Genomic DNA, 18712 nt, shown 5'->3' with positions numbered 1-18712 from the left:
ACTTGTCTGATTTTTCATCTGCGTCAATATAGCAGTTACTTAATTTTCGCTGTACTACTCCGTAATATTTTAGAATATAAAAACTCTTCAGGCAGGTTTGATCAGAATGTTTTCTGCAACAATTGTTCAAATGATTCCTGATTCATAGGCTTATAGTAGTAATACCCCTGAAGCTCATCACATCCCTCTCCTACAAGGAAATCTACCATTTCTTTTGTTTCCACACCTTCACAAACAATAAATTTCTTGGTCCGTTTTAACAGATGAAAAATTTCCTGAAGGACGATCTTTCCATTTTCGGACAGATCATCTGAAAGAAAACGCTTGTCTATTTTAACTTCGTCAAACAGGATATCTTTTAAAGTATTCAGTGAGGAATAGCCTGAACCGAAATCATCCATGGATATCCGTATATTTTTGTCGTGAAAGAAACGGATCATGGCATTTACGGATTCAATGTTATGAATAAAAGTAGATTCCAGATAATGGCGCTGCTTTTCCTGCCCGCAGACTTTGCTTATCCGGTATTTCTTATTAAAATCTGCTAAGTTTAATGGCATAATTGTTCCTTCCATTTCTTATCTATATGCTACTGTTAGATTTGACTAACAAAGTATACCATGATTTATAACGAAAAGAAGTCTTTTTTTGATTATTGAGAAATTTTATCTTGTATAATTAAGCTTTATTTCAGATTACCTATCGTAATAGAATTTTGGCTTGTATTTACAGGAGTTTAGTGCATATATGCAAAAACCTCTTGCGAAATAATGGTGCGAACAGTATTTTTTATACTTGATTTTTATAAAAATGTAATGCATTTTGTCTTTTATATTTCGTCTAAAAATGGTATAGTTAATACACTGGTGACAGTGAATACTTAATCGAAACAAGTAAGCCTCCTACTTTAATTGCGATGAGCAATAAGCAGTGGGTAGAAACTTGTTTTCGCATATAATACTGAGCTGTCACCTGAAATGAAATATATTGAGGTGTGTTTAATTTATGTCTGAATTTTCCGATTTACTTAGTTCCTATATTGATGAAAAGGAAATCAAAGTTTACTCTCTTCTGGAATATTGTAACCTTGACCGTTCTACCATGTATAAGATTATAAACGGAAAACGAAATCCGACTTCCATGGAAGTATTCCAGAGAATTGCAGAATTTCTTCATCTTACTCCCGTAGAATATCGTAAATTTAAGGAGGCTTATCTGATCTCCAAACTGGGAAAAGATCTTTATTATAAGCGAAAATACACAGAAAAATATCTCATGAACTTCCCCAGAAATTTCTCCGGAGAACCGGTTCTGTTTCTGGACGATCTGAAGAAGATAAAGGATGAGAATGATTATAAAACAGATACAGATATTCAGACTCCGGTAAATACGTCTGATTGCACAGTAGTCTCTACTCATCTGGAGTTAAACCATCTGCTGCACTATATGATTTCTTCGGAAACACAGAAGCCTTCCGGCAAAATTGCGCTTTTATTGCAGCCGGATTATGGTTTTCTGTTAAATATGCTTTCCAGTTTGAAACCTGCCGGACATCTGAAAATTGAACATACATTTTGTATGAGTAAAACAAACCAGATGACAGAGAATCATGAGATTTATAATCTGATGTATTTAAATAAAATACTTCCGTTATATTTTTCAAGTATGGACTATCATCCGTATTATTTCTATGAGGATATTTTTGCACATTATTACAGCATGAATGGTCTCTCCTGTATGATTTTGTCATCAGAATATGTAATTACCTGTAATTCTGATTATACAAGAGGGATTTTTTACAGGGATTCTGCGGTGGTTTCCATGCTCTGGAGTCTGTATGATTCTTATCAGGATAAATGTCAGCCGCTATTTCTGACCACGGAATATCTGTCAATGGATGGAAATGATTTTGAAAGTCCTGTGTATACAGAAACGCCAAGCTATGTATTGCAGCCGGAGGCCTGTATGGTTCCATTTATTGACAGGCAGCTTCTCAGCCAGGCAATCATACCGGAATTTCCTGACAGGGATAATGCTATTAAAAAGATGACGGCCCTACTCCAGGTGAATCAGTCAAAAATGGAAAATGGTCTGGCAAATGTCTATTTTACGAAAAGAGGTCTTGCTGACTTTGCTGAAAAAGGCCGGATAAAAGAAATACCGGATAATTTTTACAGGCCGCTTACTGTATCGGAAAGAATCCGCTTATTATGCCGTATTCTTCCATGCTGCAAAAATGGCAATTACCGTCTGCTTAAGAAGCCGTTGAATCAGCTTTCTGATAATCTGCATTTGTGCGTAAACAGTACCTTTGGATATATGTTATTTAACAATATTCATAACCGGACGACCTGTCTGATCATCAATGAGTCCAGTATTCTGACTACTTTTATGGATTATCTCTCCAGCCTGGATGACAGTGGGCTCTACAGTGGGAAAGAGACAGCGGAATTTGTACAAACACTGATTGATGAATTGAAGAACCAGAAGAAAGAACGATAGGAACGGAAAAATTTAACCGAATCAAGCAATCTGCTTCCGCTATTTGCTCATAACTGAATAACTGCTTCGCAGTTTATCAGGAGGGGCTTGTACCCCTCCTGATACAAGGATGCTGGTTTCGATGTAATTCAGCAGGAAAATCTGTGTGCTTTCCTGAGTTTTTCCGTACATTTTTCTGTTAGTCTTTTTGAATGAGTGACTTTATAAATAACTGTTCAGTAAATGTTATTCTGTAAGTAATGTACAGACTGTAATTTCTGTGAGATAAGCTGCTGAACTGTTATACTTTCTGGTTTTATTGTAGCGAATAGCATAAATTCTGTGCATCGCGAAGCGTGTTACTGAGAACGCAGTGAACAGTAACATAAAAGGATGTCGTTATAACCTTTTTTATCTGTGGAATATGATTTGCATAAAATAAGTGGTATAATCATATTGCTATAAATACTTAGGAGGACTTTCTTATGAAGAGAAAAAACAAATTGATATCATTGTTTTTGTCGCTGTTTCTTTTGCTGTTTACTTTAGCACCTCAGGCAGCGCTGACAGTAAATGCGGAAACAAACGGAGAAATGGCAGTTCATTTTCTGGATGTCGGACAGGGAAATGCTATTCTGGTGCAGTCCGGAGGACAAAACCTGTTATATGACGGTGGTGATCAGAACCACACCGATGAAGTTGTATCATACTTACAACAGCAAAATGTACAGACGATTGATTATATGATCTCTTCTCATTATGATGAGGATCATCTCGGAGGTCTTATTCCATGTTTAAATACTTTCGAAGTAAGTAACGTCTTAGGACCGGATTACGTACATACTTCTAATTTATTTAACACCTTTATGAATACAGCTACTGCAAATGCGATTATTGTACAGTATCCATCTGTCGGTGATACATTTGATTTTGGTACCGGAAGTTTTACTGTCCTGGCTCCAAGTGGTATCAGCCAGAATAGTAATGATAACTCTCTTGTAATCAAACTGGAAAATGGTTCAAACAGTTTTATTTTTACCGGTGATGCGGAAGAAACCAGTGAGCAGGATATGATCAGTACAGGAATGAACCTTGACTGTGATGTACTCTCTATTGGACATCATGGTTCTGCAAGTTCAACCACATGGGATTTCCTCGAGGCAACCTCTCCGTCTTATGCGGTGATAAGCTGCGGTGTGAATAACCAGTATAATCATCCATCAGCAGAGACAATGGGACGATTATCGGATATGGAAATTCCTGTATTTCGTACAGATAAACAGGGAACTATTATCGCGGTATCTGACGGAACAACGATCAACTGGTCTCAGAATCCTTGTAATGATTATTCTTCCGGAGATTCATCCGCAAATTCATCTGGTGACTCATCATCCGACGGAATATCATACCATGAAGAAACAACAGTTTCTGAGCAGAATTCTGTGCAGGAAGATTCTTCTGCGGCAACAGGCGCAATGGTATGGATACCTGCAACCGGAGAAAAATATCATAGTATCCCGAATTGTGGAAGAATGAATCCTGATACAGCCAGACAGGTTACACAGTCAGAGGCAGAAGCCATGGGTTATGGTCCATGTAGCAAATGCTACTAAAAAACTTTAATTTATAAATAAAAGAGAACCTGTCACAATCTTTTGATCGTGTAAGGTTCTCTTTTTTTTATTGAAGCGTTGATTAATGCCCTTCAACTTCCTTTGCGTCCCGTTCTATATAGGTGATAAAATCTTCCAGGTCGCGAAAAGCACCGTCTATGACGATTCCTTCCAGTCCTTTCATATTGACACAGATACTTCTGTGATCTCCCCAGTAAGATCCGGCACCAAAGCCTTGTTCGGCTACCACCAGAACATCACCTTCTTCTGCCTGTAAGATTGCATCCGGAATGATACCACTGATTCCTTTTGGCGGATTAATAGTAAATACCGGTCCGACGATATTTTTGTCAGAAACCTGTCTGCGGATATGGTAATCCATTGTGTGATAGTCCACTGCTCCGTCACAAAGCTCTGAAGTTGTGTAATTGCGAAGACGTGAAATGATTTCTTTAAGTGTTTCAGTCATAATCTGCTCCTCCCTGAAATGATAGATGTAAGCTGATCGTGGGGATTTTTATGAGGATCATGTATAATGAGGTTACATGATATCTGATAGCTTCTGATAGAATTATCATACAGGTGAAAAGACAAATTATATAATTCATTATGAGAATAAAGAAATAAAAAAATCGCATATATGATGTGTGATATCTGACTGATACGAATCAGAAAATCGCATATCATATATACGATCAGTTAAGTTGATTTAGATCAAAACAAAGATTTATAATCCGTTTTTACAGTTTGGCTGATTCGGTTAAAATCCCTCATGTCTGCGGACTTTCCAGAGTTTGGCACGTTTCTGTGCTGCTTCATTCTCAATCTGCTGAGTAACTCCTTCAATGATAAGTCCCGGAACTTCTACCGGATGCTGCTGTTCATCTGTTCCGACCATTGTGAAATAAGCGCGGTTAATCATGGTTCTTGTTCCGTCAAGAGCTTCACAGTAGGTATCGATACGTACCTCCATAGAAGATCGTCCGACATGAGTAAGCCGTCCGATCAGTACAATGGTATCATTTACTTTTGCTCCGGCTTTGAAATACATATTATCTACTGCTACAGTTACAACGTTCATCTCTGCATGGCGCTTGGCAACAATTCCTGCAGTTTCATCAATCCATGCAAGCAGCTGACCACCGAATAAATATCCGGCTGCGTTAAGACATTTAGGCATTAATAAGTGAGATTGTTCTGTTAGTGAGTCTTTTACTCGTTTCATTTTTCTTTCTGACATTTCTTATATACTCCTTTTTATATGTATTTCTTTATTTGCTTCTTCAGTTACTTCTTCATTTACTTCTTGTCTGTAAATTCTGCTAATCTATATCTATATATGTATCTGTTTTCGGACTGGAAATATTATATGTTATGTGCATATAGGGTAAATTTCCCACTTAACGGAAACATAAATATACAAATACGGGTTATAAACATGGTTATTATAGCACATTTGGCTTATTTATGTTACCATTCTATTTTATTTATGTAATACACATTTCTTTTCTGAAAATATTTGTTAGCTCTGTAGAATTTTAAAGTGTTAGCACTTTAATACAATTGTATATAAAAAAATACAATCTTTAGCTTGCCTTTCCCACTACTTTCCTGTACAATCATTAAATAGGTATAAATACAAATGTTCGTCATACTAAAACACTGATCGCAAGGATGCATCCACTCTTCACTGTATCAGTGTTTTTTAGCAGAAATACCTGCATAATAACTGGGGAAATGAGGAAAGATATTATGGAAAAACATGAAATGATGAGTCTGGAGGACTCCAAACAGCTTCGTGAAAGAATGAGATTCTTTGAACAGGAACTGCTCAAGAATCATCATATTGATCCCAATCTGTATGTAGAATATGATGTAAAAAGAGGTCTGCGTGACTCCGCAGGTAAGGGTGTCCTTACAGGTCTTACAGAAATTTCTGATGTCAACGGCTACAACCTGATCAACGGGAGACAGATTCCGGCTGATGGTCGTTTATATTATCAGGGAATCAATGTGCAGGATATTATCAGTGGTCTGAAGGGCAGACATTTTGGTTTCGAAGAAACCATTTATCTTCTGATCTTTGGCAAGCTTCCTGATAAAGAGGAACTTGCAAGATTTCTGGATATGATGTTTGACATGGAAGATCTGGGCGGTCGTTTTGTCCGTGATGTAGTTATGAAAGGAACCAACGCAAATATCATGAATGCCATGCAGCGCTGTGTTCTTGCACTCTATACATATGATGATAATCCGGAAGATATTTCTCCGGAGAATGTACTTCGTCAGTCTCTTGAATTGATTGCGAAGCTTCCTGAGATTGCAGTATATTCTTATCATGCATATCGCCATTTCCGTAAAGACGATACCTTATTTATCCGCAATCCGCAGAGAGGACTCTCTCTTGCCGAGAATATTCTTCTTATGCTCCGTCCGGATGGGAAATATACAGAACTGGAGGCAAAAGTTCTGGATATTGCGCTGATTCTTCATGCTGAGCATGGCGGTGGTAATAACTCTACTTTTACAACTCATGTAGTAACTTCTTCAGGTACAGATACTTACTCTTCCACTGCTGCATCAATCGGATCGCTGAAAGGTCCTCGTCACGGTGGTGCAAACCTGAAAGTACAGAATATGTTTTCTGATTTGAAAGCTCATGTAGAACATTGGGATAATGAGGATGAGATCGTTGATTATCTGCAGAAAGTTCTGAATAAAGAAGCATTCGACCATGCAGGACTGATTTATGGTATGGGGCATGCAGTTTATACTCTCTCTGATCCTCGTGAAGTAATCCTGAAACGTTTTGCTCAGGCACTGGCTGAGGAGAAAGGAATGACGGAGGAATTTGAGCTCTACGACAGAGTTGAAGGAATTGCCGGAAAACTGATTATGGAGCATAGAAAACTGTTCAAGAATGTTTGCGCTAACGTAGACTTCTACAGTGGATTTGTATATAGCATGCTTGGCATTCCGGAAGAGTTGTTTACTCCGATTTTCGCCATCGCACGTATGCCTGGCTGGAGTGCTCATCGTCTGGAAGAGCTGATTAATGCAAATAAGATCATTCGTCCAGCTTATAAGTATGTGGGACATCATACAGATTTTGTTGCTTTTGATGAGAGATAATTTTATATAAGAAATGTTACAGGCTGCGGTTGAATCTGCAGCCTGTTTTTTATCGCTTGTGGGGTTTTGTTAAAGAATAAGTATTCTTAGAGAAAAATGAACAAAACGCATTTCCGGGGAAGTAATTCTCTCAGAAATGTATTTTTGTCTATTAATTTTTTAGTTCGGCCACTCTGTCCAGAATCTGTTCCCTTAATTCTTACACATGGTCATTTGTTACCACTCAAAATGTTTTCTTAGCAGATTACTCTTTTTTCTTCATATTCGAGGATCTTGTAGGCGTGTTTGTCATCCCATGCAATCGCGTGATCATAGATAACTCCGTCCTCTTTACGTCTGACCATTAGATGATCCTCTGTCCCGTATTTCTCAAATACCACATTTTCTTTTAATGTGCCATCCGGATTTACAAAGTAATCGAAACGATCCTCAATAAGAACATAATACATTCCCAGACATACGATTCGGTTGAGCTCATGTAGATGGTACATTTCACCCAGAATCCTCGTGTCGCTTTCTGTCAGCCGATCAAAGGTATCGATAGCATGCTCTCTGGATACATTTAATTTTGCCTTAAGGATTTCGAAGTGCTGGAGGGTACGAGCATATTCCTTCCCCCATTCGGAGTCATCAGCAGATTCTGTTTTGTCGTCATACGAAATGAGCAGATGATTCTGTTTATTGATCACGTAGATCTTCTCATCCTCGGGTTTATTCAGATATTTCTGAATACGCTTGATCAATGCCTTTGCAGTTTCTACATAGTATTCATATTCCGAGGATTCGAAAAAATCCTGTTTCATATTTTCCGGGATCGGAAACTCTTCTTTCTCGTATTCATCCTCCTCTTCTCCGGTGTAATCCGGATATACTTCATGGAGATATTTTTCGGCAAGTTGTTCCTTAAAATTTTATCATAATTTTCCGAACCTGTCTCATGTTTGGATGAAATTATTATACAGTTAAAAAATGCAAAGTGACTTTAGCACGAAAAATATAAAAAACCCAGATGAATTATCTTCATCTGAGTTTCTTGTCATACCAACTTTAATATCTTCCATTTCTTTAAACATACGTTCATATCTCCTTGCTAACTTTTCATATATATTGAAATTATAACAAAACTGATCTTACTTGTCATCAGTCAAACTTATTTCAGTCACAAAATGTCAGAAAAAAACACCGCGGATTTCTCCGCGGAGCCCCATCCTCTATTCCCAGTATCCGCAGAGTCGGCCGCCCATTTTTCCTGATCTTTTCTTCCAGATCATACTCATGGCCCACGATATACCTTATCTGTTTTGCATTGACTTTCTTAACCGCCCGGATCCGATACTCCCATTCAGGATCAACAGGATTTTTGATCTCCATGGGACGGTAGGCTTCCATCGGTTCCCAATACTTCTTAGCGATCACTGTATGGGTAGTAAATTTATTCTTATTTTTGTCATACAGGTCACACAGTACAAGAAACTTTTCTCCATGGAAACCGGAATCCCGCTGTTTCTCAATATCCTCATGTGCAGTCAGCCAGGTCAGGTATCTGTTGTAATCCGGATCAGTGTCATACTTTGGTTTTATTTTCCGCGGAAACAACTCCACAATGATCCAGTTAAACGCAATATTTCCAGAGCCTCTTTTACAATAAGTACTCAGCGATACGACATCCACCCACATGTTTTTTGTATCCAATGACTTTACGATATTTTTGACTATATATACTGCCGCGGATTCCCCGCTGTCGATATAATCAAGGTAATCCTTATCCTGTCTCCAGTCCAATGATCTCATCCTTTCTAAACTTTTTCCTCATCCGTCCCGAAAAAAATCTCACAGTATTGTTACCAAAGGCATCAGCCACCTTATCGACTGATGCCTTTATATTTTTGTATATGATCAACACTTAAGCAGGTGTCCTTACCTCGATCAGATTTCCATCCGGATCATAGAACCGGACAACCTTCTGCCCCCAGCTGAGTGTCATCAGCTTGTTTACATATTGGATCCGCGGATACAGCCGTTCCAGTTTTTCCACGAACGCATCCAGGTCGTATTCCTCAAAATAAAGCTCTGTAGAATTACTCCGCAAAATCACTTCTTTTTCCAGAAAACTTTCCCAGATCTTTCTGTCCTGAAGGGCAAGAACCGCAATCACAACCACCAGTTCTACCAATGTAAAATCTTTCAGGTCAAGTTTTTTTCTGTCCGTGTCTTCCTCCGTAAGCAACTTTTATCAAAGGTAAATTCTTTACCGGAAAGAGATTGTGTTAAGTCCCTGATTACAACTAAGAAATACTATCATTCCCCAGGCTATGTTCAGAATTTGAGAAAATGATGTTCGCAGCCTGTCCGCGGACAACCCCATTCCACCTATGAATCCACAAGGCGTTTTATTTATTCAGTACTGGAGAAACTACCGGTCTTCCATCCCTGTCCAGCAACGGAGTCATTCCGCCTGCATATCCTGATGCATGAAATACATAGTTTACACCCGTTTCCCTGTCCACCCAGATTTCCATTACGTTCATGGTTCCCTGTGAATAGAGCTTTTCGAACCTATCATTTTTTCCCATTTAAACATCCTCCAGTTTTCTTAGATATTGTGTATTCTGTTCTCCCGGCATCGTATCAAGCATCACATATGATTTAGTTATTCGCCTGATTCAATACACAGGCAAATGCTTTTGCTGTTCTCATATCCGGATCCCGGAAATGATTACCCGAATTCCATTCCAATGTACAATCTATGCCGCATTCCTTAAGCCAACCATACCCGCTCCGGATGCAGTTTCCGACCTGTGCCATAACCGGATTTCTCGTCTTTTCCTCTTTGTCACCAAGGCTCAGATAAACAGTTTTGCTTTTAATCTCATGTTCCCTCATATAATCAATAAATCCAGGAAACCAGACGGACGGAGATACCGCAGCGATTCCTGTAAACACATCTGTTTGGTATGCTGTCCATAAAGAAAACAGTCCTGCCAAAGAATAACCACCAATATAGTATTTCTTCTTATCTGAACAAAGCGTCAGTATTTTCTCCAGTGTTTTAGCTGCTCCTCCGCCAAAACAGCCATCCTTAAATACAGCCGGTGCCTTCCACGGCGAAAGCTCATCGTTCCAATTATCAATCTCCACCGCAATATACCTGAAATCCGCGGAAGTTAACCTATGTATTTCCCTTACCTCGTTCTCTATCCATGAAAGTTCGTGCTTCCCGACAGGCTGGATCAGAACAGTATCCGATTTTCCAAATTCATACGCTTTCATCCGTGCCTCCATCATACTTTAGTTGATATCTGTAGTATAGCATTTTGTAATACTATAATCAATGTATGAAACCTCATGATTTTTCAATTCTTTTATCCATAAATACCTACAGCATAATCTTACAGTACATCTTGTTCCTCAAAAAGTGAATTCGAATTCACTTTTTCAGCCTTCCCATTCCCTGATAAAAGAATAAACTCTAAAACTTTCAATTAAAGCCATCAGCTTAACGTAACGTATCACTTCGTTTGATGAAATTGGTACAAGCATCAGTTTCTGTTTCCGGATACAGAATACCACTCTCTCTTCCAAGTTTAAAACAACGCATCATCCAAATCATGTTTCGTGCAAGATTCCGCATAGTCTGCATACCTTCTTCATCCTGAGACGCTTCCTCTCCATAAAGTCCATGCACCATGTTCCAATAGGTAGAACCGGCGACTGGCATCTGCGCAATCCCAAAATATTTATTGATCCCATCAAGAGCTGCCGTGGTTCCTCCTCTTCTTGCTACTGCAACAGCAGCACCCGGTTTAAATTTAAAGGCGTCATAACCTCTAGCACTGTAAAAAACCCTGTCCAAAAAATCATAAATACGTCCACTTGGATGTGCAAAATATACTGGTGTTGCAAATACAAAGCCATCTGCTGTTTTAGCCTTTTCAACAAATTCATTCACGCCATCATCTTTAATCACACACTTTCCTGTTTTTTGACAGACATTACATTGAAGACAATCTGCTATTGGCTTTCCTCCAAGCTGAACAACCTCTGTTTCTACTTCTTCTGAATGAAATACCTTTATCATCTCTTCCAAAGCTGTCATTGTTGTTCCATGCAGATGACTGCTTCCGTTAACAAGCATTACTTTCATTTAATTTAACCTCCGTTGATTTTTCTATCAGTTTTGGCAAAGCACCACGTCCATAGGATATAATCTACCGCATGGACATAAGAGTACGTCTTGCTGGTTTTTTGATACAGTTCCAGATTTTTTACGCTTATCTTTTTACTCATTTTCCTCCAAATCTTCCCATGGTTTCAGCCCCATTTCTTCCCAGGTGACACCATACGGTGCACCGCCGGAGGTATAACCAGCAATAAAGAAAAATCGGTCATCCTGCAAGATTTCTTCTTTGTTCAGATTATCTCTTACTTTTTTTTTCCGTTTTGCTCGCTTCTGCTGCCCTTTTTGTTTCACAATAGCTACTTTTTCTTCAGGAGCTTTCCTTTGTTTTTGGGTATTTAATGTTTCTATTGTAATCCCATCCTGAATATCTTTCAATATACGAGATTCATATCCTAATGCACGTTTCTCAACAATTTTATAAATATCTTCATATCCTGTTTTAGGAGCAAGGACTTGAACTGTTGCAAACAGTCTTTTGCAGATATCATTCATTTCAGAAACATCCGGCATTCGCTGATTTTCAAGATAGAATGTCAAATACATACTGTATGTTTTATCGGCTATTACACTTTTTTGTTTTTGTTTTAAATCCTTATAGTTTTTATCCGCCCTATGCATATTTATCCTCATTCAGTATTCTTTCTCGATTTCTTCTGTTATCCCGTACACATTTTTAAAATCATCTAAATCCTTGGGAGACTTGATCAGCATGATTTCTTCCAGTTTTCCAGTCTGCATATCTTTGAATCCTGCCACCTGCTCACCTGTGCAAATACTTGCACGAATTACTGGTTTCATACATTCTCTATCATAAGATTTTTTAACGTTTTTCTTTTTGAACAATCCCATACTATCGCCTTCTTTCTGCTGTGCCATATCTGTACCGCCTTTACAGTTCTTATTCATCGTAATGATTATATCCACCAAACAATCCCGGCTCACTATGTCCCTGCTTATTCCCCTTATTATCATAATGCTTCATGCTGCCAAAGAATCCAGGACGGCTCTCGCCTACTTTGTGACCATTATTATCGTAGTGATTCATACCTCCCAAAAAAGACGGAGAACTATGTCCGATTTTATTACCATTAGCATCATAATCATTCATACTGCCAAAAAATCCCGGTCGACTCTCACCTACCTTTTTTCCATTTGCATCATAATAGTTGATGCAGCCAAATAATCCTGGTTTGCTATATCCTTTTTTACTCATATCATTCTCCTTATGATTCTTTATTCTTATATCTCAGAATAACACTCTTTTCTCTTTTTGAAATCGCATAACAGGCGACATTCACTCATTTGCCTATGGACATTATACCATCAATTACTTGTTGTTAGCTTACAAATCAAGTATAATAAAATATATTATGAAATAACCGCGCAGCATGTGGCCTGGAAGACAGGTAATCCTCATGCCTAGCGATATACGAGGGAGGAATTCTCATGGGTAAACAATCCACCAGGGAAAACAAAACTATTTACCAGCTTTGCCGAGAAACAGCAGGACTTACAAGAGCAGAGGCCAGTGAAAAAATGACTGCTGTCTCTGATTCAAAAATTGAAAAATTCGAATATGAAACACAAGAACCAACGCCTTATGATATCCTCCAGATGGCAGATGCCTATAAAAGACCAGATCTTTGCAATTATTACTGCTCTCACAAATGCGAAATAGGCCAGCGTTATGTTCCAGAAGTAGAAGTGACTAATTTGTCAAATATCATTTTGGAGACAATTGCCAGCTTAAATGAAATCAATCCTCTTACCGGCCGCCTGATCCAAATTGCACGTGACGGTAAAATCAGCGATGATGAAATGAAGGATTTTGCTTATATCAGTAAAAAACTTGATGAGATTTCTTTAGCCATAGACTCTTTGAATCTTTGGGTAGATAAGACAGCCGGGGAGCAGGGGCTCAATCTTGAACTTTTAAATGCCGAAAAAGCAAAATTAAAATAATCCACACTGCACGAAAGGCAATGAACTATTTTGGATTCATTGCCTTTACCTTACATACGCTGCAATTGACTGACTATACTTTCGGTCCTTCGAATTGCTTCTTCTACCTGTCTTTTGGCATTATTGATTCGGTCCTGGACCACCCAGTCCACAACAAATCCATCAAAAAAATAATCCGCAAAAGAAAGAAAATCTCCAGTATTGATATTTAAGTTACATACCATATTTACATCATTTAATTCTCTGCTGAAATTACGTAGATCATACTTTGCCTGTTCCATATTCCGTTTCGCCTGGTCCATTTTAGAGTGTTTTAACATCGTAGTGAAAAAGCCACCGCCAAACATATCTACTAAGCCCCAGTTCTTTGCACTGTCCAAATTTTCTTTTGCTGTACGAAGACTATTCAATGCTCTTCGGCCAGCTTCAATAGCTTCTCTCTTTTCTTTCTCAATATCATACCCCATTCGTTTTTGCCTCCCGATCCACTATGAATGTGATGCTGCCAATGCTATAATGCCACCGACAATCAACAACGGAAAAGCAATGTACATCAGTCCACCCAAAACCATACCAATCAATATCACCGGGAAGAAAATAACTGTGCAAAGCAATTTCATAATTCCCCAAGATGCTTTTAATCCAAAAACAACAAATTTTCCTACAAACCAGATCATACAAATTGTAAATAATAATGCTAACATTTTTTACTCCTCCTGAAATTCATTTATATGTCTTTTTTCCGTTCTTTTTCTGCTAAATATTCAGATGTATTCTTTATTCCAATTTTACTGCTGAATTCCGGATTTTTCTCCATTTTTTCTATTATTAGGATCAATCGAATTCTCTGTGCTGCTTCCATCTGATCACCTCATTTATTTTCTGCTTTCCTGTTGATATTGTCAGTATAACAAAATATTTTTTCACAATACACCTCCATCATGAAGAATTGAACCTTTATATTTCTCGAATTTCAAGAATTCTCTTTTTATAATTCTCTACCATTTTCTTACTGAAAAGGATATATTAAGATATGGACTTCCAATTTACCATGTTGACCACATCATTCAAAAAACTGACAAACCATTCGGTGATGAAGCTCATATTATTAATATGCTTGTCTGTAAAAAACTATAATATCTGTCTCCGCGGAAAAATCTCCTCTTCCCATAATGCCAAATTATCAGATATGGGGCTTCCGCGGAGAGAATCCGATTTCCTGTTTTCAGAATCAAAGAAAGCCTGCCAGCATAATACCAGCAGACTCTCAACTTTTTATCTTATTATTTAATCTTTTTTCTTCAGATTCCTTTTCGAATTATTCATTGCCCATCAGTCCATTTGCAATTAAAAGCGAAAAGAACATTTCTGGTCATATTATAATATAAAATAGTTAATCCCGGATCCTCATTTGGCATTTGTCTCAAATACCTTGCAAGTGCATCATCCAGTTATTTGATTTATGCTCATGTATCTGAGCAAGATAAGAGAGGATTTCATTATCCCACGTTCTCTCTGCCAGTTTGTGGTAGTTAAAGTCTCTCATAGGCTTTCCTTCTTTCTCCCAATTATATGGTGATTTTGGGAGAAAGCTAATTCCCTCTGGGAGAAATATCTCTTCCAAAAGACAATATCACTGTTATCAGTATTCACCATCGGTTCTTCTAAGTCCAGCTAACCTTTGAGCAGTAACACAATATCCGTTTTTTAATGTCAGACATGTCGCAGTGCCTCACAGTTTGCCGGCAGAGCCGTAATTCACGTTTCATCTTCATCCTCTGGAATTAACTGTATCAATTTTCTTTCCTTCAATAACAATTCCTGCAGGTATTTATTCTCCCCATCTGTTTTACCAGCCTTGTTTTTCAGCAACTTTATTTCCTGATCGTATTCATCCAGCAGCTTTTCATATTCATCTCTTTCCTCTTCAAAAACTCTTGTCTGTGTCAGGAACCGGTCGGCCTGTTCTATCAGCTTATGCTCATATTCAGCAGAAGCTTCTTCATATCCTTCTTTCTTTCCGTCATACCTGCCACTGTCATAGATCATCTTTCCGAGCGGATTGTCTTCCGTCCAGTCCTCTTTTATCATCCTTTTTACGCCACCGGAAATACTGCCTTCATCTACTATGTTTTTTACTGTATCGATTGTCCTTCCTATACCGGTACTTCTCCATAATCCACGCTTTAGTCCCATGATATATCCTCCAATCCATCTCCCTGGATCTTTTTGTTAAATCCGCCAAAAACAAATTCTTCCTTTATCCGGCGGATATATTCCGTATCGTATATCAGCCTTTGTACTGTCACGATCAAACCTCCGATATCAAGCTGCTTGATGGCATCTTCATTCCCTGCGTACATATTGCTGCCAACCCATATGACATTGCTCCCGGTTGCGATCATATTAGAATACAGGACGATTTTCCTTGTCCTGGCGCTATACAGATTGCCATACATCAGCATATGCAGAGTACTGATCAGAAGGTTTATCAAATCGGCCAGTTTTGCGGACGTTCCTACCTTAAATATATCCCCTGCACTGATATAGCCTGTCAATTTCTCTACCTGTGTATTGGAGAGGATAAGATTAGCACCCGGGATTTGTATCCCGCATGGGGTGTAGAGATCCGTTCCAATATGTATAAGCTGCTTGATGAGCGATGCAACAAATGCACCCGGCTGATCTTTTGTCCTTTCAGCAGCCTGCTGCAGCATTACTGACGTTGATCCATACGTAGCGATCCTTGGATCCTTAAAGTCGGAAGTATACACTACATGATTGGTTGTCAGCACAGAAATACCGGAGAGAAATGCAGGCGTTTTAACACAGGTGATCGTATTTGTCATAATATTCCCTGTGCCAAAGATCAACCCCAGGATCGGATCATGTCCCAAGGTTGCAAATCTGTGATTCGCTCCCTTAAATAGGGAAAGCTTTTCATCAGGGATCATATCTGATATGTCAAAATCCTAGATCCTGCATTTTTTCAATAATCCTGCCAGTGCTCCATCCGTAAGTCCGGATGTAGTATCATAAGGAACTCCGGCTCTCGTGATAATATGCTCCATAGAAGCATAGTACGGCCTTTCATGTACAGGACCGCCTGTATTAAATCTCTTCAACAGTTTTTCCTGGAATTCGTGCAGCTTTGTCTCATTCCGGTTTTGTGGTCCGGCTGCTTCTGGCTTCGTCAGCTCATTTAGGATGACAATCCTTGCCATCTGTAATCCCACAGCCGCAAACAGAAACTTTACATCATTCCCCTTTAAGCCTGTCTGTGACTCAAATTCTGCATCTAAATCTTCTAATATCTGATGGGAATTATGGGCGACCTCTGCGACCCTTATGCTTTCAATATCTCATTAACCTATATCGCTATTACCAAACCTGTATCGTTTGCTGCAATTAAGCTGACACTTATCTCCACAGCTTTATCCGTGGAAAGAAACCCTGGAGTTTCTTATACTTGACACCACCAGGTATTGCTCACAACATCGAAAGCTACTCTTCATCTATTCCAAACTCCAGGCCATGCACTTTTACAAGAACGCGATGACAAGTTAATATGAGACCTTGCACACCCTATCCGCGGAGAGGATCACTCATTACACCCTGCATCTTAACCTGACACTATTTGTGAGAAACTTAAACCATTGCATACCAGCTCAACGAAAATTTTCAATATTGCTGATGCCCTCCGCAGAAACAGGATTCTTGATTTGACCTCATGCAAACATAATGCACAACACTCGGTGTATATTTATAACATTCTCAAAAGAAGCAGAAAGCTCGAAGCAGCCAATAATCAAAACAGGACTCATCATTGATTTCCGGGGATCCAAAATCCTATTTTTAATACTCATCAAATTTCATATGTCCGATTCCCTTTATTGCAAAACCCATAGCAGTCTTTGCAAGAACAGGCCCGGAGATTAATTTAGGAAAGTCTGATATCTCTCCTGTTTTTTTCAAATTATCAAGAGCATTCCAAAGATTCTCTGTTGTAAATCCCAACTGCTCCTCGTTTTTCGTTGTCAGAATGCTATAGTTCTTATCGCCTATTATCAACGATATCGGCAGTTCCTCCTCAACAGGCAGAGATAATTCCAAATCTTCATTCCTGATTGCTATATGCGTTGTATTATATAAGTTCCTACATCCCCAACGCCGTTCTCCATCTTTGCCTGCAAAACTAAAGAACTCCCTTCCACTCACTATTAGCTCATTTACTTTATCCGCGGATTCCAGCCCCGACCATACCGTTTCGGTTTCCAGACTACAGCCCTGTTTGATAAAAGCACTCGATATTAAGAAAACTCCGGAAGAAAACTTAATCTTTTTAGATTGTGCCTTCCACAGACATACCCGTTCTCTTCCGTCACAAAGTTCCATGTCATGGGCAACCTGAGCCCTCAAAAGCATCCCTGATACATATGCCATCTCTGCCTCATTTGAAAGAATGATGTGTAATTTCTTTCCATAGGACAACTCTTCGATCAGCTCCTCTGTCATCTCTGTGAGCTGATAGGAAGTACCTGTCTTATCCCTGACCATTTTCTCATATTGGAATTTCTTATTCTCATCCAACCCGGCAGCAGATGATTTCCTGGGTTTATCCACAGGTTTCTTATCAACCAGCTCTTCTTTATCTACAGTTTTCTTCTTAGACTTTTCTTCAGCTTTATGCGAATTTACAAAAACTGTCTCCTTGCGTCTGCCATATTGAGAGGTGATCAGGCCTCCATCCTCCAGTTCATCAACATATCCCCAGATCGGCGACCACTGATCGTCAGCATCTCCAAAATAAGTACTATCGTATCCGATAATAGTTAATCTTCTTCCATTTGTCTGATCCGATTTCTCGGGATCCGGTATCGGAGGAAATTCTGTTCCGGCCCCTTTGGGATCAGAATAATAAAGAGACATCTCTTTATCGGAAACCAGGTCAACACGATAATACTTCTTCTGCCTTTCAGGATGCCCGTACAAGGCTTTTGTCTCTTCCGTCATTTTCCAATATTTTTTTTGCTCTGGAGTATATCCTGGATTGCATTTCTTAATCTGCGGGCATCTGCCTTCTATACACTTGCACTGGATTCCCTGTCCGTTGACATATCCCCAGCAGGGATCCTTTTCTGCATAATAGCATCTCATTTCCGTTTCCATGATACGGGACTGTTTCTCCGTCAAACGAACGGAAGTCTGCCTGATCTCCTGCTTTTTGCGGATTATTTTAATGTATTCATAATCCTCTACCTGATCCACAAATTCCTGATCACAGACTGGTTTTCCCTTGCAAGGATAAACATTACTTCCACCAATGATATTACTTTCCATTTCT

24 protein-coding genes are annotated in these 18712 nt (G+C 38.9%); 4 read left to right on the top strand and 20 right to left on the bottom strand.

Annotated features, from left to right (window positions below):
- Window positions 1–101: 101 nt before the first annotated feature.
- On the bottom strand, window positions 102–560 hold the full coding sequence (locus ACTNC0_RS01905) for an EAL domain-containing protein (RefSeq protein WP_441086136.1): 459 nt from the start codon (window positions 558–560) through the stop codon (window positions 102–104).
- A 445-nt stretch (window positions 561–1005) separates the two neighbouring features.
- On the opposite strand from ACTNC0_RS01905, the gene ACTNC0_RS01900 reads away from it, so the two are divergent.
- Both ACTNC0_RS01900 and ACTNC0_RS01895 read left to right on the top strand, forming a co-directional pair.
- Window positions 1006–2502 (top strand): helix-turn-helix domain-containing protein, encoded by a 1497-nt coding sequence (locus ACTNC0_RS01900; RefSeq protein WP_441086135.1) that lies wholly within the window; start codon window positions 1006–1008, stop codon window positions 2500–2502.
- A gap of 464 nt (window positions 2503–2966) precedes the next feature.
- Window positions 2967–4094, top strand: a complete 1128-nt coding sequence (locus tag ACTNC0_RS01895; RefSeq protein ID WP_441086134.1) for a ComEC/Rec2 family competence protein — start codon at window positions 2967–2969, stop codon at window positions 4092–4094.
- An 82-nt stretch (window positions 4095–4176) separates the two neighbouring features.
- Here the strand turns inward: ACTNC0_RS01895 and ACTNC0_RS01890 are convergent, their stop codons facing one another.
- Window positions 4177–4563: a hypothetical protein gene (locus tag ACTNC0_RS01890; RefSeq protein ID WP_441086133.1), complete on the bottom strand. Its 387-nt coding sequence runs from the start codon at window positions 4561–4563 to the stop codon at window positions 4177–4179.
- 291 nt (window positions 4564–4854) lie between these two features.
- Window positions 4855–5334: an acyl-CoA thioesterase gene (locus ACTNC0_RS01885; RefSeq protein ID WP_441086132.1), complete on the bottom strand. Its 480-nt coding sequence runs from the start codon at window positions 5332–5334 to the stop codon at window positions 4855–4857.
- 512 nt (window positions 5335–5846) lie between these two features.
- Between ACTNC0_RS01885 and ACTNC0_RS01880 the strand changes: the two genes are divergently transcribed.
- Window positions 5847–7226 carry a citrate/2-methylcitrate synthase gene (locus tag ACTNC0_RS01880; protein ID WP_441086131.1) on the top strand — a complete coding sequence of 460 codons (1380 nt, stop codon included), beginning with the start codon at window positions 5847–5849 and terminating at the stop codon, window positions 7224–7226.
- Between the two features lie 236 nt (window positions 7227–7462).
- On the opposite strand, the gene ACTNC0_RS01875 is transcribed toward ACTNC0_RS01880, so the two are convergent.
- The 9 genes from ACTNC0_RS01875 to ACTNC0_RS01835 form a co-directional block, all read right to left on the bottom strand.
- Window positions 7463–8029, bottom strand: coding sequence for a hypothetical protein (locus ACTNC0_RS01875; protein ID WP_441086130.1), 567 nt, complete (start codon window positions 8027–8029; stop codon window positions 7463–7465).
- 352 nt (window positions 8030–8381) lie between these two features.
- Window positions 8382–9017 (bottom strand): hypothetical protein, encoded by a 636-nt coding sequence (locus ACTNC0_RS01870; protein WP_441086129.1) that lies wholly within the window; start codon window positions 9015–9017, stop codon window positions 8382–8384.
- Window positions 9018–9129: 112 nt separating this feature from the next.
- Entirely contained in the window at window positions 9130–9414 is a 285-nt protein-coding gene (locus ACTNC0_RS01865; protein WP_441086268.1) for a VOC family protein, read from the bottom strand.
- 202 nt (window positions 9415–9616) lie between these two features.
- Entirely contained in the window at window positions 9617–9799 is a 183-nt protein-coding gene (locus tag ACTNC0_RS01860) for a DUF6440 family protein (RefSeq protein WP_441086128.1), read from the bottom strand.
- A 73-nt stretch (window positions 9800–9872) separates the two neighbouring features.
- Entirely contained in the window at window positions 9873–10496 is a 624-nt protein-coding gene (locus ACTNC0_RS01855) for an esterase (protein WP_441086127.1), read from the bottom strand.
- A 226-nt stretch (window positions 10497–10722) separates the two neighbouring features.
- A complete protein-coding gene (locus ACTNC0_RS01850) occupies window positions 10723–11370 on the bottom strand; it encodes a flavodoxin family protein (protein WP_441086126.1) in 648 nt (215 codons plus the stop codon).
- A 135-nt stretch (window positions 11371–11505) separates the two neighbouring features.
- Window positions 11506–12036 (bottom strand): hypothetical protein, encoded by a 531-nt coding sequence (locus ACTNC0_RS01845; protein WP_441086125.1) that lies wholly within the window; start codon window positions 12034–12036, stop codon window positions 11506–11508.
- Window positions 12037–12255, bottom strand: a complete 219-nt coding sequence (locus tag ACTNC0_RS01840; RefSeq protein ID WP_441086267.1) for an aspartate dehydrogenase — start codon at window positions 12253–12255, stop codon at window positions 12037–12039.
- Window positions 12256–12304: 49 nt separating this feature from the next.
- Window positions 12305–12619 (bottom strand): hypothetical protein, encoded by a 315-nt coding sequence (locus ACTNC0_RS01835; protein ID WP_441086124.1) that lies wholly within the window; start codon window positions 12617–12619, stop codon window positions 12305–12307.
- 233 nt (window positions 12620–12852) lie between these two features.
- On the opposite strand from ACTNC0_RS01835, the gene ACTNC0_RS01830 reads away from it, so the two are divergent.
- Window positions 12853–13368: a helix-turn-helix domain-containing protein gene (locus tag ACTNC0_RS01830; protein ID WP_441086123.1), complete on the top strand. Its 516-nt coding sequence runs from the start codon at window positions 12853–12855 to the stop codon at window positions 13366–13368.
- A 50-nt stretch (window positions 13369–13418) separates the two neighbouring features.
- On the opposite strand, the gene ACTNC0_RS01825 is transcribed toward ACTNC0_RS01830, so the two are convergent.
- The 8 genes from ACTNC0_RS01825 to ACTNC0_RS01790 form a co-directional block, all read right to left on the bottom strand.
- On the bottom strand, window positions 13419–13835 hold the full coding sequence (locus ACTNC0_RS01825) for a hypothetical protein (RefSeq protein WP_441086122.1): 417 nt from the start codon (window positions 13833–13835) through the stop codon (window positions 13419–13421).
- Window positions 13836–13856: 21 nt separating this feature from the next.
- Window positions 13857–14072 carry a hypothetical protein gene (locus ACTNC0_RS01820; protein WP_441086121.1) on the bottom strand — a complete coding sequence of 72 codons (216 nt, stop codon included), beginning with the start codon at window positions 14070–14072 and terminating at the stop codon, window positions 13857–13859.
- Between the two features lie 23 nt (window positions 14073–14095).
- Window positions 14096–14230 carry a hypothetical protein gene (locus tag ACTNC0_RS01815; RefSeq protein ID WP_441086120.1) on the bottom strand — a complete coding sequence of 45 codons (135 nt, stop codon included), beginning with the start codon at window positions 14228–14230 and terminating at the stop codon, window positions 14096–14098.
- 561 nt (window positions 14231–14791) lie between these two features.
- A complete protein-coding gene (locus tag ACTNC0_RS01810) occupies window positions 14792–14914 on the bottom strand; it encodes a hypothetical protein (RefSeq protein WP_256281107.1) in 123 nt (40 codons plus the stop codon).
- Window positions 14915–15126: 212 nt separating this feature from the next.
- A complete protein-coding gene (locus ACTNC0_RS01805) occupies window positions 15127–15564 on the bottom strand; it encodes a hypothetical protein (protein WP_441086119.1) in 438 nt (145 codons plus the stop codon).
- A complete protein-coding gene (locus ACTNC0_RS01800; RefSeq protein WP_441086118.1) occupies window positions 15555–16322 on the bottom strand; it encodes a hypothetical protein in 768 nt (255 codons plus the stop codon). The genes ACTNC0_RS01805 and ACTNC0_RS01800 overlap by 10 nt, the downstream gene beginning before the upstream one ends.
- A gap of 18 nt (window positions 16323–16340) precedes the next feature.
- Window positions 16341–16592, bottom strand: coding sequence for a hypothetical protein (locus ACTNC0_RS01795; RefSeq protein WP_441086117.1), 252 nt, complete (start codon window positions 16590–16592; stop codon window positions 16341–16343).
- A 631-nt stretch (window positions 16593–17223) separates the two neighbouring features.
- Window positions 17224–18708 (bottom strand): hypothetical protein, encoded by a 1485-nt coding sequence (locus ACTNC0_RS01790; RefSeq protein WP_441086116.1) that lies wholly within the window; start codon window positions 18706–18708, stop codon window positions 17224–17226.
- Between the last annotated feature and the right edge of the window lie 4 nt (window positions 18709–18712).

The organism is Blautia sp. HCP3S3_B11, from assembly GCF_052064435.1.
Classification (GTDB): Bacteria; Bacillota; Clostridia; order Lachnospirales; family Lachnospiraceae; genus Blautia_A.
The sequence above is the reverse complement of the archived record's forward strand: the minus strand, read 5'-3'. Positions and strand labels throughout refer to the sequence as shown.

Excerpts from the sequence above, each read along its gene's own strand:
- ACTNC0_RS01885 (WP_441086132.1), bottom strand. The coding sequence starts at position 5,334 with ATGTCAGAAAGAAAAATGAAACGAGTAAAAGACTCACTAACAGAACAA.
- ACTNC0_RS01800 (WP_441086118.1), bottom strand. The coding sequence starts at position 16,322 with ATGATCCCTGATGAAAAGCTTTCCCTATTTAAGGGAGCGAATCACAGA.
- ACTNC0_RS01890 (WP_441086133.1), bottom strand. The coding sequence starts at position 4,563 with ATGACTGAAACACTTAAAGAAATCATTTCACGTCTTCGCAATTACACA.
- ACTNC0_RS01850 (WP_441086126.1), bottom strand. The coding sequence starts at position 11,370 with ATGAAAGTAATGCTTGTTAACGGAAGCAGTCATCTGCATGGAACAACA.
- ACTNC0_RS01820 (WP_441086121.1), bottom strand. The coding sequence starts at position 14,072 with ATGTTAGCATTATTATTTACAATTTGTATGATCTGGTTTGTAGGAAAA.
- ACTNC0_RS01855 (WP_441086127.1), bottom strand. The coding sequence starts at position 10,496 with ATGAAAGCGTATGAATTTGGAAAATCGGATACTGTTCTGATCCAGCCT.
- ACTNC0_RS01840 (WP_441086267.1), bottom strand. The coding sequence starts at position 12,255 with ATGGGATTGTTCAAAAAGAAAAACGTTAAAAAATCTTATGATAGAGAA.
- ACTNC0_RS01825 (WP_441086122.1), bottom strand. The coding sequence starts at position 13,835 with ATGGGGTATGATATTGAGAAAGAAAAGAGAGAAGCTATTGAAGCTGGC.
- ACTNC0_RS01790 (WP_441086116.1), bottom strand. The coding sequence starts at position 18,708 with ATGGAAAGTAATATCATTGGTGGAAGTAATGTTTATCCTTGCAAGGGA.
- ACTNC0_RS01900 (WP_441086135.1), top strand. The coding sequence starts at position 1,006 with ATGTCTGAATTTTCCGATTTACTTAGTTCCTATATTGATGAAAAGGAA.
- ACTNC0_RS01875 (WP_441086130.1), bottom strand. The coding sequence starts at position 8,029 with ATGAAACAGGATTTTTTCGAATCCTCGGAATATGAATACTATGTAGAA.
- ACTNC0_RS01905 (WP_441086136.1), bottom strand. The coding sequence starts at position 560 with ATGCCATTAAACTTAGCAGATTTTAATAAGAAATACCGGATAAGCAAA.
- ACTNC0_RS01845 (WP_441086125.1), bottom strand. The coding sequence starts at position 12,036 with ATGAGGATAAATATGCATAGGGCGGATAAAAACTATAAGGATTTAAAA.
- ACTNC0_RS01895 (WP_441086134.1), top strand. The coding sequence starts at position 2,967 with ATGAAGAGAAAAAACAAATTGATATCATTGTTTTTGTCGCTGTTTCTT.
- ACTNC0_RS01870 (WP_441086129.1), bottom strand. The coding sequence starts at position 9,017 with ATGAGATCATTGGACTGGAGACAGGATAAGGATTACCTTGATTATATC.
- ACTNC0_RS01835 (WP_441086124.1), bottom strand. The coding sequence starts at position 12,619 with ATGAGTAAAAAAGGATATAGCAAACCAGGATTATTTGGCTGCATCAAC.
- ACTNC0_RS01830 (WP_441086123.1), top strand. The coding sequence starts at position 12,853 with ATGGGTAAACAATCCACCAGGGAAAACAAAACTATTTACCAGCTTTGC.
- ACTNC0_RS01805 (WP_441086119.1), bottom strand. The coding sequence starts at position 15,564 with ATGGGACTAAAGCGTGGATTATGGAGAAGTACCGGTATAGGAAGGACA.
- ACTNC0_RS01860 (WP_441086128.1), bottom strand. The coding sequence starts at position 9,799 with ATGGGAAAAAATGATAGGTTCGAAAAGCTCTATTCACAGGGAACCATG.
- ACTNC0_RS01880 (WP_441086131.1), top strand. The coding sequence starts at position 5,847 with ATGGAAAAACATGAAATGATGAGTCTGGAGGACTCCAAACAGCTTCGT.
- ACTNC0_RS01815 (WP_441086120.1), bottom strand. The coding sequence starts at position 14,230 with ATGGAAGCAGCACAGAGAATTCGATTGATCCTAATAATAGAAAAAATG.
- ACTNC0_RS01795 (WP_441086117.1), bottom strand. The coding sequence starts at position 16,592 with ATGGCAAGGATTGTCATCCTAAATGAGCTGACGAAGCCAGAAGCAGCC.
- ACTNC0_RS01810 (WP_256281107.1), bottom strand. The coding sequence starts at position 14,914 with ATGAGAGACTTTAACTACCACAAACTGGCAGAGAGAACGTGGGATAAT.